This window comes from Gimesia aquarii (genome assembly GCF_007748175.1).
Taxonomy (GTDB): Bacteria; Planctomycetota; Planctomycetia; order Planctomycetales; family Planctomycetaceae; genus Gimesia; species Gimesia aquarii_A.
On the sequence record NZ_CP037422.1, the window covers coordinates 1,639,964 to 1,653,770 of the forward strand.

The 13,807-nt window shown below is 47.9% G+C and carries 12 protein-coding genes; 7 read left to right on the forward strand and 5 right to left on the reverse strand.

What is annotated here, in order from left to right; translation table 11 throughout:
- Nucleotides 1-66: 66 nt before the first annotated feature.
- Nucleotides 67-1,875 carry a hypothetical protein gene (locus tag V202x_RS06450; protein ID WP_232098885.1) on the reverse strand — a complete coding sequence of 603 codons (1,809 nt, stop codon included), beginning with the start codon at nt 1,873-1,875 and terminating at the stop codon, nt 67-69.
- A 157-nt stretch (nt 1,876-2,032) separates the two neighbouring features.
- Between V202x_RS06450 and V202x_RS06455 the strand changes: the two genes are divergently transcribed.
- From V202x_RS06455 to V202x_RS06480, 6 genes are all read left to right on the forward strand, one after another.
- Nucleotides 2,033-2,662, forward strand: a complete 630-nt coding sequence (locus V202x_RS06455) for a TetR/AcrR family transcriptional regulator (protein WP_145172300.1) — start codon at nt 2,033-2,035, stop codon at nt 2,660-2,662.
- 11 nt (nt 2,663-2,673) lie between these two features.
- Nucleotides 2,674-3,465, forward strand: coding sequence for a 2-keto-4-pentenoate hydratase (locus V202x_RS06460; protein WP_145172302.1), 792 nt, complete (start codon nt 2,674-2,676; stop codon nt 3,463-3,465).
- A gap of 24 nt (nt 3,466-3,489) precedes the next feature.
- Complete coding sequence (locus V202x_RS06465; RefSeq protein ID WP_145172304.1) at nt 3,490-3,801, forward strand: carboxymuconolactone decarboxylase family protein; 312 nt, start codon at nt 3,490-3,492, stop codon at nt 3,799-3,801.
- A 14-nt stretch (nt 3,802-3,815) separates the two neighbouring features.
- Nucleotides 3,816-4,217, forward strand: a complete 402-nt coding sequence (locus tag V202x_RS06470) for a thioesterase family protein (RefSeq protein ID WP_144982914.1) — start codon at nt 3,816-3,818, stop codon at nt 4,215-4,217.
- 28 nt (nt 4,218-4,245) lie between these two features.
- Entirely contained in the window at nt 4,246-5,820 is a 1,575-nt protein-coding gene (locus V202x_RS06475) for a hypothetical protein (RefSeq protein ID WP_145172306.1), read from the forward strand.
- Between the two features lie 139 nt (nt 5,821-5,959).
- Nucleotides 5,960-7,099, forward strand: coding sequence for a 4-oxalomesaconate tautomerase (locus V202x_RS06480; RefSeq protein ID WP_197993259.1), 1,140 nt, complete (start codon nt 5,960-5,962; stop codon nt 7,097-7,099).
- A 20-nt stretch (nt 7,100-7,119) separates the two neighbouring features.
- Here V202x_RS06480 and V202x_RS06485 read toward each other — a convergent pair whose 3' ends face one another.
- From V202x_RS06485 to V202x_RS06495, 3 genes are read right to left on the reverse strand one after another with little or no spacing between them, the layout of a single operon-like run.
- Complete coding sequence (locus V202x_RS06485; RefSeq protein WP_145172308.1) at nt 7,120-8,193, reverse strand: WD40 repeat domain-containing protein; 1,074 nt, start codon at nt 8,191-8,193, stop codon at nt 7,120-7,122.
- Complete coding sequence (locus V202x_RS06490; protein WP_145172310.1) at nt 8,190-9,449, reverse strand: DUF1501 domain-containing protein; 1,260 nt, start codon at nt 9,447-9,449, stop codon at nt 8,190-8,192. Before V202x_RS06490 ends, V202x_RS06485 begins: the two co-directional genes overlap by 4 nt.
- 44 nt (nt 9,450-9,493) lie before the next feature.
- A complete protein-coding gene (locus tag V202x_RS06495) occupies nt 9,494-11,173 on the reverse strand; it encodes a DUF1549 domain-containing protein (protein ID WP_145172312.1) in 1,680 nt (559 codons plus the stop codon).
- A gap of 337 nt (nt 11,174-11,510) precedes the next feature.
- Between V202x_RS06495 and V202x_RS06500 the strand changes: the two genes are divergently transcribed.
- The gene (locus V202x_RS06500; protein ID WP_145172314.1) at nt 11,511-12,284 is read left to right on the forward strand and encodes an SDR family NAD(P)-dependent oxidoreductase; all 774 of its coding nucleotides are present in this window, start codon (nt 11,511-11,513) and stop codon (nt 12,282-12,284) included.
- A 110-nt stretch (nt 12,285-12,394) separates the two neighbouring features.
- Here V202x_RS06500 and V202x_RS06505 read toward each other — a convergent pair whose 3' ends face one another.
- A complete protein-coding gene (locus V202x_RS06505) occupies nt 12,395-13,735 on the reverse strand; it encodes a hypothetical protein (RefSeq protein WP_145172316.1) in 1,341 nt (446 codons plus the stop codon).
- Between the last annotated feature and the right edge of the window lie 72 nt (nt 13,736-13,807).

The following is a 13,807-nucleotide window of genomic DNA, read 5'->3' on the forward strand; positions in this document are numbered from 1 at the left end:
AAGTCGATACATTACGAAACATGGTCAGCAAGCGATAACGGTCTAGCTTGAACTCCACATTCTGTTCTATGGATTAATTTCTGAACTGAGTGCCGTTCCGATGCCGGTTCTGCCATAGCCGTTGCCACAGTAAAACATGCGTAAGCGATTGTTCTCTCGAATGATTGTTGGATACTCCACCATCTGACTGTCCCAACCAGTCTTACTGGGTTCAAGCTGCAAATTGTCACCGTATTGTGCGCCACGTGTCCATAAATAGCCATCATCTGATTCTGCATAGCAGATACAGTAATAACCCCAACGTGACCCAATCGCGGAATACCACATCTGAAACGTTCCATCATCTCGTTGTAAGACCACAGGACCTGCCACACCCACATTTTCATAATCACGATTTGGATCGCGCTGCATAATCGTGCCCCGTTTATTCCAGTGGATTCCATCATCGGAAACAGCGAGGCAGATCGTTTTTTGTTGATTGACTAAATGTGGTTTCCCAATCGTAGGGCAGCCGGTGTAATAAAAACGCCACTCAGTCGTACCATCATCTCGTTTCAATTGAAGTACTGAGCCACCAGCGATACCAATCGCATCGGGGCTACCGGGTTCCCCGCTGGGAGCGAGGACCGGTGTGTTACCGTATCGGTTCCAGTTTTGACCATCAACGCTGGTTGCCAATCCAATGCCAGGAAACACACTCAAACCAGAGCCTTTCCCACTATTACCGGTATAGTAAAGATGATACTTCTCCTGCGACGTCTGAACGACATGCGGTAAGACACACCATCGCGCATCAAATGAATCTGGTGTCCCGATCTCCAACAAAGGACCTTTTCTGTCCCATTTATTGAGATCCTTGATGGAAGCCGTTGCGACACCAATACGATGGACCGACCGGTCATCGCCTCCGGCATAAAAGAGACGATACTGATCTCTTTCCCGCAAAACCCACGGATTCATACAACGCGTCGAATCAAAACTTCCCGCAGGGCGAGGCGGTAAGATCGGATTGTTTTTATCACGCACCCATTGAATCTGATTACGCAGGCTGGCATATTCTTTTGTGTGCGTGATCCGCAACTTGACGACTTGCTTTTGACGGCGATGGATTCCAAAAAGCGTACCAATATCGCTTCGGTCCCAGGCGATCCCTTGTCCGGCAATGGGGGCAGTCAAGGTTCCTACATGGTGAAGAACTCCAGATGTTTCAGGCACCTGTAAAACGTATAACTCACCCCGATCGTGGCCCGTAGTGTAAAGCAGACCATGGGGCCCCCAGGCGCCACCGGAATTACTGTTTGGTAGAAAACGTTTTAGCACTGAATCGGGAAACGTCCAGGTTCCCTCTGCGTACCACTCATCATCAAAACGAACGAGATGTGTCTTACGCACTGTTGCCAACTCGCCATAGAAAGCAAACGCAATCCACCATGCTCCGTTTCGCCGATCTATCCAGTTAATCGCTCCAGTCGTATTGCTGAATTTCAGAGATTCAAGGTGTTTCAGATTCTTCGCATCAAACACTTCAACCGTATTCTTCAATGGATGGTCAGGCCAGTTCGAGTGGGCGCAATACAGCTTCCCATCAACAACCACTCCACTATTCAGATGGCGAATGTGAGAGTCTTTCGCTCCGACCCATTTTTGAAGTTGTGTCCCGTCCGATTTTCGATAACGGGCAATTTCACGACTGGAAATGGCAAAGAACGAAGTCTCATCAACGGCTACCGCCTGATGAGCTTCTTGTGCGGCATGTCGCTCTAACTCACGAAACTCACGCTGCGGTTTTTCCTTTGCTCTCGCCTCAGGAACACAACAAACCCAAGCAATCAATAACGACCAAAAGATAGCATGTACTCTGTGGTTTAATCTCATATCGATCTCGCAAAAACAATGATTTGTTCTAAAAATCAGGAAGATTATCATATCCTACGAAGGATACAAAAAAAATCTCCGTTCGCCCATTTACAATTCCAATTCCACACTGATACAATAAAACATACCAATCATTCGGTATTTTTGTGAGGATGCCATGCGAACGCTAAAACAACCGCGGGCGATCGAAACACGTGATCGCATTCTGCATGAAGCAGCGCAACTGTTTGCATTGAAAGGCTTTCATGACACTAAAGTCGGTGAAATCATCAAAGCTGCCGAAGTGACCAGCGGTGCCTTCTTTCATCATTTTCAAGGCAAGGAAGAACTGGGATTCGCCGTAATCGACCGCCATATGGAACAACGACGTCAAGCGTTGGACCGAATTGAAAAACGTCTCACTACCTCCTATGACAACGATCCGTTGGAAGAAGTCTTTCTACGTCTGGATGCTGTGAGTGCGATGATCATCCAACGTCGGAACCGCAAAGGAGGCTGCCTGATCGGGAATCTCAGTACGACTCTGAGTGATACACATCCTGCGTTTCGCAAACAGCTGGGAAAGTGTTTTGACGAGATGGCTTCCGAATTTCAGGTTCGCCTGGATGAAGCAGCCGCGAAACATAATTTATCAAACGATCAGGACACCTGGGAGGTAGCCCGCTATATCGTGAGCGTCATTGAAGGTGCGATTATGCTCACCCGGACTCATCGCGATATCAACCTCATCGAACGACAGATGCAGTACCTGAAAGAAGATCTCAAACGATCGTTTCACACCGCCTGAGGGAAGAGCCAATGAATCCAACCGAACGATCCATGACTCTGTGCCAAGAGCGGGCAACTCGGCAACTTGCTGACTACGATAGTCATCGACCCGGTACGATATTCGCTGAAGGAGTCATGTTGAACACTGCCGAAGGTTACCAGCTTCAATCAGCGGTCGCTGAGTTGCGGCAACAAAGAGGTGAGCGAATCATCGGTTACAAAGTCGGTTGTACATCGCCCAAAATACGATCACAACTGGGAATTGACCATTGTGTCTCTGGCAGATTATATGATTCGGAACTACACAAATCAGGGGCAGTACTGTCCCGCAAAGAATACGCAAACCTTGCAATCGAAGGCGAATTAGCGATAGAGCTTTCGCGTGAACCGACACCGGAAGATTTTTCCGAAATGAAACTACCCGCATGTGTGGCGTGTCTGTTTCCTGTCGTCGAGTTGCACAACCTGGTGATGCAAGGGGAACAGCCCTCCGCGGGAGAACTGATTGCGCACAACGCACTTCACGCCGGAATTGTTAGAGCAACAGGTATCAGCCCTGAAGAAGCCTCTGGTGAGACATCACTGGCAATTTTTGCAAATGCGCAATTACTTGAGGAGTGCAGGGGACCTTCACTGATTCAGACAATTCACACATCTCTGAAATGGTTGATGGAAATGATGCGGACTCGCGATGATCGACTCTGTGCAGGTCAAATAATATTAACCGGATCGATCCCGAGTCTGATTCCTATTGAAGAAGACTGTCATATCCACGTCGAAGCACCGCCCTTTGGTCGTGTAGAAGTAGAGTTTACTACCTGAATCCGTTCTCAAAAGGAGCTTACTATGGCTTATGACGATACTTTGATTGTGGATCACATCAAACAGACGCACAATACAGAACTGTTGAGTGAACGAGAGAAACATCTGGTGGGCCTGGCTGTGACAATGACACGCGGTTGTCAGGTCTGCACCCGCAACCGAATCGAAAAAGCCCACAACATCGGAATCTCCGACGACGAACTCAACGCACTCGTGGCAGTGACAGCTGCCGTTAATAGCGGCGTCACCGGAGCCACAGCGCGCGTGGCGCTCGGTATGCGTGAGCAGGAACAGACAGCAGAATGTGGCGACGTCTGCTCACCGAACCCAGAGTGAAGGAAGATTGAAACATGAAAGATGTCGTAAAAATCGGTACGGTTGGTGAGGAACGGTTTGTCGTAAGCGAAGAACATCTCATCGATTTTGCTCATGATGGAATGCCTCAGATTTTGTGCACACCGTGGTTGATCTGGTTTCTGGAGCACGCGGCTCGTAAAGCCATGCTACCTCTGCTTGAACCAGGCGAGAGCACTGTCGGTATGGTCGTCAACGTCGAACACATCGCGGCGACACCTCTGGGAGCAGAGGTCGTCTGCAGCGCGCGGGTGATCTACACCGATGGGCCGGTGATTTCATTTCAATTTGAGGCTCATGACGAACACGAACAAATCGCCCGTGGCACACACAAACTGCATGTCATTCAGGCCGCGCGCCTTGCCAAAAAAGTAGAAAGCAAGCAGCGACGAGACTAACGCTGACCTAGAAAAAGGAACAAGAATTATGTCGCTTAATGAAAGAAAGTACTTGCTACCAGTGCTCACTGTAGTATTTCTACTTAGCATGTTTCTGGTTCCACTCCAAGGTAAGGATGAGAACGAACGAACGCGCGAAGAATGGGTAAAAATTTGTGAGAAAAAACTGAAACAGGTAGAAGCCGGTATGGAACGCTGGGCATCTGCAGGGATACCGCCTTTCAAGATTCGTGATATCATGCTCGCCGAATTCATTCCAAATATGAAAGCCGGAAAATATCAGGAGGCGGAAAAAGTCGCTGACCGCGCCCTGAAAATGTTGAATAAAGGGTTGCCTGTTTATAAACCCAGGAATCTGAAAAAATATCTTCGGAAAACAAAAGAGACACAGTACATTATTTTACCGATACGCGAAGCGGGGCAGCTCTACGGTGGTCAGACCGACGGCTTGGACAACGGCATTCAACAAACCATTGCCAAAATCGGTAAGGCAACAGATCCCAGGCAGAGGAACTGGGGATTTCACTTGATCATTCATACCTGGAGGTTCGATCCGAAACACAGTGTCAATAAACGCGCGGACATCGCACGGGCCGTGCGTGGTGCCTTTGATGTTGCAATTCGAAATAATGTAGCCGTACATTTTACTATCGACAGTCATGAGTGGGAAAACCGACCAGACCTCTGGAACTATGCAGACAAAGAGAAACCAGGCTATGACCCGAAGAACAAAGCAAATGTTGAATGGATTGACTGGGACGGCACGCCGCATCCACATCGATACCGCAACTGGGGAGTCCCCGAGGGCATGGCACCGGTGATCTGCTATAACAGTCCGCATGTCTTGCGGGAAGTATCCCGTATGATCGGCGAGGTTGTCGCACCACCGATAAAAGCAGGACTTGACAGATTGAAGAAAGAGGGGAAGGAATATCTCTTCTCCGGCGTGACCGTTGGTGCGGAACCGGCGCTGCCAAATTATGAAAACGTTGATCGGCTAAGACCACAAATTGCCAAATTGATGGATCAGAATGGATCACCCAAGGCTCGTCTGGGTTTTAACGCTCTGACCAATAAAGGATATAGCAAAACCGAGCCACCGAAAGATTTCGGGCGGGCGTTGGCGCAGATCAATCAGGAGTATACTTCCTTCTGGTCGCAGAAACTTGCTGAGGCGGGCATTCCCATTCAAAAAATGTATACCCACGTTGCTGCCGGTGCCGGCGTCGTTGGCTCTCCCCAGGTAGAATTTACCAATGCTCCACTCGACATTGCTTTTAATCATCACTCGCGCCCGGGCTGGACAACCTACCCGGTTGGACCGTTTCGAAACGATTTTGGATTGCTCTATGAGGAACTTGCTCGCCACGGAAATCCACACTGGGCCAGTACAGAAGCAAGTCCGACGATGGGACCCTCCGGAGGGAAGCACTCACTGTCAATGAAAGATTATCTGGCCCGGCACTTTGATTATGGAGCGACCGCCATCGTGTTTAATACCGGAGCCACAAGTAAAGCGCTTTCGGATTCACTAACTGAAGGAGTCTGGGGCAAAGAAGCACTCCAGGCATATCGAGAACATCTTGCTCCCCCATCAAAATAGATCTCAATGATTTCCATCTCAAGATCATAAATGGCGAAATGCTTTTACCTCGAAAACCATTGAATGCAATAGACACACAAGCGTTGGTTGCTACAATCATCAAAGCTTCAATACCTGGAACGGTTTCAGGTAAGTTCAAATGGAAGATACCGAATCAATTCGTTCTGCGTTGCCGGATAGAATGGAATCGATGCCCCAGTTTGCTATACCCTGTTTATTCATGCGTGGTGGTACCTCGCGAGGCCCTTATCTGCTCGCTTCTGACCTTCCCGCAGATGTCACCAGCCGTGACCGCGTACTACTGGCAATGATGGGCTCGCCTGACGCACGACAGATTGATGGCATTGGAGGTGGTGACTCGCTCACCAGCAAAGTAGCGATCCTCTCACCTTCTCAACAACCAGACTGTGACATCGACTACCTGTTTGCCCAGGTTAAGGTGACCGAGTCCGCAGTAGACACATCTGCCAACTGCGGCAACATCCTCTCTGGTGTAGGTCCCGCCGCAATTTTGCGAGACCTTGTACCGGTTCAAGACGATACAACAACTGTACGCGTTTTTAATACGAATACCAAAACCAGAATCAACGTCAACGTACAAACACCCCAAGGTCAGGTCGAGTTTGCGGGTGATGCGCGCATCGATGGTGTCCCGGGAACAGCCGCACCGATTCAACTTGAGTTCCTTGACGTTCTGGGACCACGTACGGGGGATGTTTTTCCCACCGGTTCTCGTACTGATGAAATCGAAGGCGTACCTGTGACCTGCATCGACAGTGCCAACCCGACAATCCTGCTCCACGCCGAAGCACTTGGTGAGGATGGTCACGAACGACCGGAGGAACTGGACGCCGACCATCCAATGCTTGTGCGACTGGAATCGATTCGTCGCGCGGCATCGCTTAAGATGGGACTCGGAGACGCGACGGGGCGCGTTACGCCCAAAGTGGCTCTTCTCTCACCACCGCGCGAAGGGGGACATGTCTGCTCTCGCTATTTTGTCCCAGACCACTGTCACGCCGCACACGCGATTACGGGAGCGATTTCAATTGCTGTCGCTGCAGCCTTTGATGGAACAGTTGCAGAGTCGATCACAGGACACGAATCAGGAAATCAATGCACGGTTGTTGTTGAGCATCCGGCAGGCCATGTCGATATTGTTCTGAAACTTGATCCAAAGTCTGATGGACAACAACATGTGCTCAGTGCCAGCGTCCTGAGAACAGCGCGTCTGCTCATGGAAGGTCAGGTATTCGTTCCCGCTGTAGCACTCGAATAATATGGAATGAAAACGAACGTTTATGTTTTAGTTTTCTTTGCTTCGGCAGTCATGCGATAGGTGTAGACTGATCCGTCGGAGTGAGGGACGACCAGATGTCGCCCATCGGCCAAGAGGTCGAGGCCACGGGCCGCAGAAGAAAGTTTGAGCGTGTGAAAGAACTCTTTCTCGCCTGGCTTATAGAACCAAAGTTCCCCTTTGCCGCTACGATTGGCACCTGCACCGATGAGGAACCCATCGGGATGATAACGCACACCCCACGCGATTCCCTGAAATGTTTTTTCAGGTTTAAGTTGTGCTTTTTCTTTGCCGGTTTTCCAGTCGAACAGCATGATAATGGGGTCTTGCACGCCGGCAAATGAGTTGACGACATTTGTAATTCCCGCACTCGCCAGTTCACTGCCATCCGGGCTGAATTGCAAGTCGCGGGCACCTCCCATATCGGCGGCGAATTTTTTGTCGTAGCCGGTCATCACGGTGGCATCAATGCCGCGGGCCTCTTTACCGGTTTTCATGTCCCAGATTTTAATGAACCCCATCAAGTCCTGGGAGACCAGGTGTTGACCATCAGGATGAAAGTCAACTGCGTACACATGACGTTCATGACCTTTAAACGTCTGGAGTAATTTGCCATCCTTGATATTCCAAACCTTGACTAACAAGTCGTTACCGCATGTGGCAAGTTTGGTCTGATCGGGAGAAACACGAACCCAGCGCGCCGAACCTTTGTGAGCAGGAATGGTCATCGTTGGTTTTGGTTCGGTATCTGTCATATTCCAGACTTTGATCTCACCGCCCCAGCAGGCTGAATAAAGCGTATTACCATCAGACGAAAAATCGAAAGATCGCACCCAACTGGTATGCCCTTTCAACGTACGCTTGGCTTTGGTACTCAAATCCCAAACCTGGATATCTAAATCTTGCGCACCGGCGACAACAAAGCGACCTTTCGGATCGACCCGACAGGAAGTGAGTGGAAATTCATGTTTAAATTGCGCGACCCGATGAGTTTTTGTGGGGTCGATCAAATCATAATCGACGACAGGTTTTTGAGCGACGATGGCATCGGATGTATCAGATTGCTTCGCGTTCATGCCAACAACTCCTTAATGGGTTGTGCAGTAGGATCGCCAATGGGAATCGAGCGCCCGGCAATTTCGTGATCACCGGTCGAATCAATACCGAGCGCTTGCAGGTAGGTGTGGAACAGGTGACCGGCATCGACTTCGCGGTCAGCGACGGCGGTGCCTTTCTCATTGGTTTTTCCAATGATGGCCCCCGGTTGAATACCACAACCACCTAGAGCTATTGACCAAGCGGTGCCCCAGTGGTCGCGACCATAGCGCACATTAATTTTAGGAGTCCGACCGAATTCGGAATAGACCATCACTAACGTGCTTTCCAACAAACCCCGTTCGTGTAAATCATCTAGCAACATCGCAAAGGTTTTGTCGAACTCGCCCAGTTGTTCGAGATGGAAATTAAAATTCTCGGCATGGGAATCGTAGCCGTGGTGCGTCACTTTGACACAGGTCGCATCGTTTTCAAGTAAGGCGCGAGCCAGTAAACAGTTTCGGCCGAAGTCGTGTGTGCCGTATCGTTCCAGATCTTTTTGTGCGGGTGGCTTCTCGAAGAATGACTTACGGCCCATCAGTTTCGCAGCCTGAATAAACGAAGCATCGAACGATTCCGTCATTGATTTCGTACGTCCCCGTCCAAACTGCTTATTGAATTGCTGTCTGAGCTGAACTCTGCGAGCATCGGTGGTTTGATCAAGACCTTTTGGTATCGCTAAGTTCTTGGGAGGTTTGACTCCTTCAAATTTCAATTGGGCATGCTGAGCCCCCAGAAAGGCTGCCGTGCTATCGTTTAGCCCACGTGTCGAAATATGAATATAACCAGGCAGTTCACTATTGGCGGGTGCAAGGTATTTCGAAGCAATTGAGCCAACATAGGGAAACTCACCTGCTCTTCTCCCTTTTTCCATGAACAAGCGACCTTGTCCATGGTCGTTCGTTTTTAAATTGATACTACGGACGATCGACAGTAAATGCATGCGTTGCGCAGTGTACGGCAAGAGTTCGGAAATGTGCATGCCTGGAACTGAAGTTGGAATGGCGCGAAAGGGTCCTCCAAATTCGGTTCCCGGTTTGGGGTCCCACGATTCTAACTGACTGACGCCACCCTGCAGGTAGAGTTGCAAGACGCGTTTGTGCTGACCTTTGATTTTTTCCGCGTTGGCAGGCGAGCCCAGCAAACCTAAGCCGACAGCGCCACTGGCGGCTCCCGCCAAAAACTGACGTCGTGCCAATTGATGATCCAGTTGATGACAGCCTTGATTTCGTCGCATCGGTTATCCTTCGCTCCGGTTAAAAGGAACAGGTGAAATCGTCTTTAATGATTAAATCGAAATTCGTCAGAAGCAAGTGCCGCCCAAACCAATTGCTGCAAGCTTTGATTTGATTGTGCTTGAGTCTCATTTAAATATGCCGCAACTTGTGCCTTTTCGATTTTGTTGGGATGACGCGAAAAGACAGACAAGTAAAGTTCCTCTGCAATTTGATCTGAGGTTTTCAGTTTCTTGAGCCGGGCCGTGAGATTGTTTTTAGAAGGAACCAGCCAGGATTGCAGTAACAGACCGTTTCGTAAGAAAAGTGCCTGATTGGCTGATGCATCAAACTGTGAAGTTTGCGCTCCCACAATGCCAAATGTTGTCACAAAGGCAGTTACGTTTCTACTTAAAGCATCGTGCAAAGCCTCTTCCTGCCACTGGGGGTCTTCCGTTTTTTTCTGCCCTTTTTTGGCATCCGCTTTGGACTGTTTTGCTTTGAGGCTGTGAAGCGTTTTTTCCGTGAGCCCGGTTGCCTGCATCATTGACCAGGCGAGTTGCTCAGGAGACAAAGGCTTCAACAACGCAACACTAAAACTGGTCTCTTCCGGAATTTTAGCGTCTTTGGCAACATGACTACTACGTTGATAGGTTTTTGTTAGCGCCATTTCGCGAAGCATCAAGCGGATGTTGTATTTGTTTTTGCGTAACGATTCGGTTAACAAATTGAGCAGTTTAGGATTCGAAGGAGGGTTGTCTGCGTGCCACATATCAAGTGGTTCCACCAAACCACGGCCCATCATCATCGCCCACAACCGGTTGACGATGTTTTGTTGAAAGGCAACGTTTGTCGGGTTCGTCATCGCATTGGCTAACTGCAATCTGCGACTATAAACGGGTACCGAACGCACATTTTTGGCTGGCTTGACTTTATAGGGGTCTTTTGGCATCGGTGGGTCAGCGATCTCAGGCAAATCGAGCATGCGAGGAGCGGTCTTACCTTCTTCCTTAGTAAATACCGATGTAAACGAAACCAGACCTTCTGCCTTTTCGCCAATGGAAGCCTTTTTCGTTTTCGGATCTTTGAAGAGATAGCTGCGATTCAAAAACGCGTTTAAGCCGTGGTAGTGCCGTTGCAGATAATCATTGACGTTGGGATGATCGTGACATTGGGCACATTGTAAGTCGCGTCCCAAAAACACGCGTCCTAAATCGCGAGTGACTTCTTCAGCCTTTAATTCACGATCGAGTAAAAACTTGGCCGCCGGCCGTGTTTTTTCATCGGTTCCATCAGCTGATAAAATCTCGTGAACCAACACATCCCAGGGTTTGTTTTCTGAAAACGAGGTTCGTAAATAATTCCGCCATTGTGCAGCAGGAATATATTTGTCACGACGCCGTTCCATCATCATCGTATCGAAAAAGTATTGCAGTCGCCTTGCATGTTCAGGAGAGGCAAGTAAGCGGTCGACCAGTTGCGTTCGTTTGTCGGTTGACTGATCGTTCAGGAACGCGCGGACTTCGTCAACAGACGGGATGGTTCCCGTTAAATCGAGTGTGACCCTTCGCAAAAATGTGGCATCATCGGCTGGTTTGCTGGCATTCTTTTCGAACTGTTCATTTCCGACACCAACAAGAGAATCGATCTGTTGATGCAGGGGAATCTTGGCAAAGAGCGGCAAGTCCGTCACGGCAACAATCAGTGTTGCCAAACAAACAACCCGTTGAATGGAGCGTAAATTCATATTACTACTCTATTTAGGAAGGAATCAGCAGGTAGGAGCCAACGTAGAATCAATCATATATCAGCGTTCATTATTGTATCGGAATTCCGCGATCAAATCAATAATTTCCCCGGATAACTTACTTTTTCTCTCGTTTTAGCGGTTTTGATTCCGCCTGAATTGAACTCTGATTTTTCTGTCTTGATCGATATGGCATGACTGTTATGGAGAGTCGATCCTATCCCTTTCTGCTGAGTATAGTAGAACAGGAAACCATCAGGAGATATTATCGAATCCACTGGTCGCACGGACGATCAGAGTCGATTCCATTCAAGAAACATCGGGACGCAGAACGATCATGTCAGAAGCAAATATTCATCCACAGAGATTTCAAAACCGAGTTGCCTTAGTCACCGGAGGATCTCGTGGAATTGGGCGGGCCTGTTGCTTACGGCTGGCGAAAGAAGGAGCGCGCGTTGCCGTAAGTTATCGCAGTGGTCAAAAGGATGCAGAAGAAACCTTACGACAGATTCAAACAATCGGAGGCACTGGTATGGTTGTGCAAGGCGATGTCTCCGACAGTGAGCAAGTCGATCAAATGATTGGCAAAGTCGAAGCACAGCTGGGAGAAGTCGAACTGTTGGTCAATAACTCGGGAATCTTCCATTATGAGTCGCATACCGAATTGACGGAAGACTCGTGGCGTCAGATGCTGGATGTGAATCTGACGGGCACATTTCTTGTCACATGGCGGGTGAAAGAAGGAATGCTGAAACGCCAGTTTGGTCGCATTGTCAACTTAAGCTCACTTTCCGGTCTGCAGCCACGTCCGATGGCGATCGCTTATGCGGTCAGTAAAGCAGGTATGATCTCGTTCACACAAAGTACGGCGACCGCCTGGGCAGGCGACAATATTCGCGTGAATGCGGTCGCACCGGGATTAATCGAAACCGAAATTCTCTCGAATATCGACAAAAGCGATCTTGAAAAAATTATTGAGGCCACTCCAATTCCACGGATGGGAACCCCGGAAGAGGTTGCGGCAATGGTCTCATTCTTACTCTCCGACGAGAGTGACTTCACAACAGGCCAAACACTCGTGCTCAGCGGCGGACGAGGTATGTTACCATAGAAATATTTTCATTTGCATTAAGTGTAAATGAAATCATGACAATTAAGAGATCCAAAATAAATTTCGACGTAGAAACCAGATACCTCACAATTTAAGAACGCGCTTAAATACTACTGAAAGTTGACTGGCCCCGAGAGTTTATCCATCTCAATGTACTTCGGCACAGAGATTTGCTTGTATTTAGTGCCTTTTGCCAGCCGTTTAATATTGTCTGAAAGATCATGCGCACCACCAAGAACTATTACCACAACACGATCACCTTCTAATAGTTTTTCCACTATGGCATCCTCGCGTTTCTCATTAGCTTTTTTGTCATAGCCAACCGATCCATCGGGTTTGATCGGGTTAAACTCATCCATCAATTTTTTGTTATCTACCGGTAATAAGGTTTCGAGTTCACCAGACAAGACAAGTTGAGCAGCAGCACCATACGATAGCATATTGAGTCGATACTCTTCTTCCGAGAGCTGAGATTTGATAGTCTTCATAAATTTAATATTTTTCAGGACACTTTTGTAATTTTTTTCCGTTAAGCCCTCAACATAAATAGCTTTCAGTTTATGTTCCTTTATCAAAGCTCTAAGAATCTTCTTCTGCTGTTTCTGAATTTCTTCAATATTGTTGAGATAATTGATGTATTTTTCGTCAATCTGCTCATCAGTAAGTTTGTCTGATTGGTCCTTCAGGTCAGCAGTATACACCTCTTGTGAGATATAGTGAAAATTCATGATGTGGATAATTGACTTGGCATTTCTCCTATTAATAGCCTCCTTATACTTTGGGACCGCAAACTGTTCATACCTGCGAACGTTGGCCAGTCGTTTTAAATTATCAGACAAATCATGATCACTATTCAATATGATTACTGCAGTAAGACTATCAGAATTAAGCAAGTTCTTAACTATAGCATCCTCACGCGCCTCATTAGCTTTCTTATCAGAGATGACCTTTCCATCAGGACCGATCAGGTTAGTGGCTTCCAATGCCTTTGAATCGTCTGCCGGCCGTATTGCTTCGAGTTCACCAGACACCACAAGCTGGCCAGCTGCCCCAAGTTTAAGAAGATCGATTTTATTTTGTGCTACTGCAAAATAATCTTCAGGATTTTTGTTTTTCTCATACGCTTTAAGTTTTTCGATAAACATCATCGTTTCTTTATAATTTTTCTCGGTCAGCTTTTGAACGTATATCTCCTTGAGATTGTGTTTCTTGATCAGCATTCTAAACACTATCTTTTGTTGATCTTGAACCGCTTCGACTTCTTTAAGGAACTTCATGTATTCCTTAACTCTCTCCCTGACTGGGAGTTGATAATTAGAATGGCTACCCAGATCGGATGAGAAGTCTTCCATTTTGACATAGGGTAAGTCTAGAAATTGCATTACTGCTTGGGGCTCAGCATACGCAAAAGTAGGAAACATCAACAGTATCAGTGTAATTAATCGATTCACTGAATCGCTCCCAAAAGTCGCAGTTGTAGAAAGTCTAAATTTTCGATTATTCGCAGTTCAAATTGTATTTGA

Excerpts from the sequence above, each read along its gene's own strand:
- V202x_RS06495 (WP_145172312.1), bottom strand. The coding sequence starts at position 11,173 with ATGAATTTACGCTCCATTCAACGGGTTGTTTGTTTGGCAACACTGATT.
- V202x_RS06485 (WP_145172308.1), bottom strand. The coding sequence starts at position 8,193 with ATGAACGCGAAGCAATCTGATACATCCGATGCCATCGTCGCTCAAAAA.
- V202x_RS06500 (WP_145172314.1), top strand. The coding sequence starts at position 11,511 with ATGTCAGAAGCAAATATTCATCCACAGAGATTTCAAAACCGAGTTGCC.
- V202x_RS06460 (WP_145172302.1), top strand. The coding sequence starts at position 2,674 with ATGAATCCAACCGAACGATCCATGACTCTGTGCCAAGAGCGGGCAACT.
- V202x_RS06480 (WP_197993259.1), top strand. The coding sequence starts at position 5,960 with ATGGAAGATACCGAATCAATTCGTTCTGCGTTGCCGGATAGAATGGAA.
- V202x_RS06450 (WP_232098885.1), bottom strand. The coding sequence starts at position 1,875 with ATGAGATTAAACCACAGAGTACATGCTATCTTTTGGTCGTTATTGATT.
- V202x_RS06455 (WP_145172300.1), top strand. The coding sequence starts at position 2,033 with ATGCGAACGCTAAAACAACCGCGGGCGATCGAAACACGTGATCGCATT.
- V202x_RS06465 (WP_145172304.1), top strand. The coding sequence starts at position 3,490 with ATGGCTTATGACGATACTTTGATTGTGGATCACATCAAACAGACGCAC.
- V202x_RS06490 (WP_145172310.1), bottom strand. The coding sequence starts at position 9,449 with ATGCGACGAAATCAAGGCTGTCATCAACTGGATCATCAATTGGCACGA.
- V202x_RS06470 (WP_144982914.1), top strand. The coding sequence starts at position 3,816 with ATGAAAGATGTCGTAAAAATCGGTACGGTTGGTGAGGAACGGTTTGTC.
- V202x_RS06475 (WP_145172306.1), top strand. The coding sequence starts at position 4,246 with ATGTCGCTTAATGAAAGAAAGTACTTGCTACCAGTGCTCACTGTAGTA.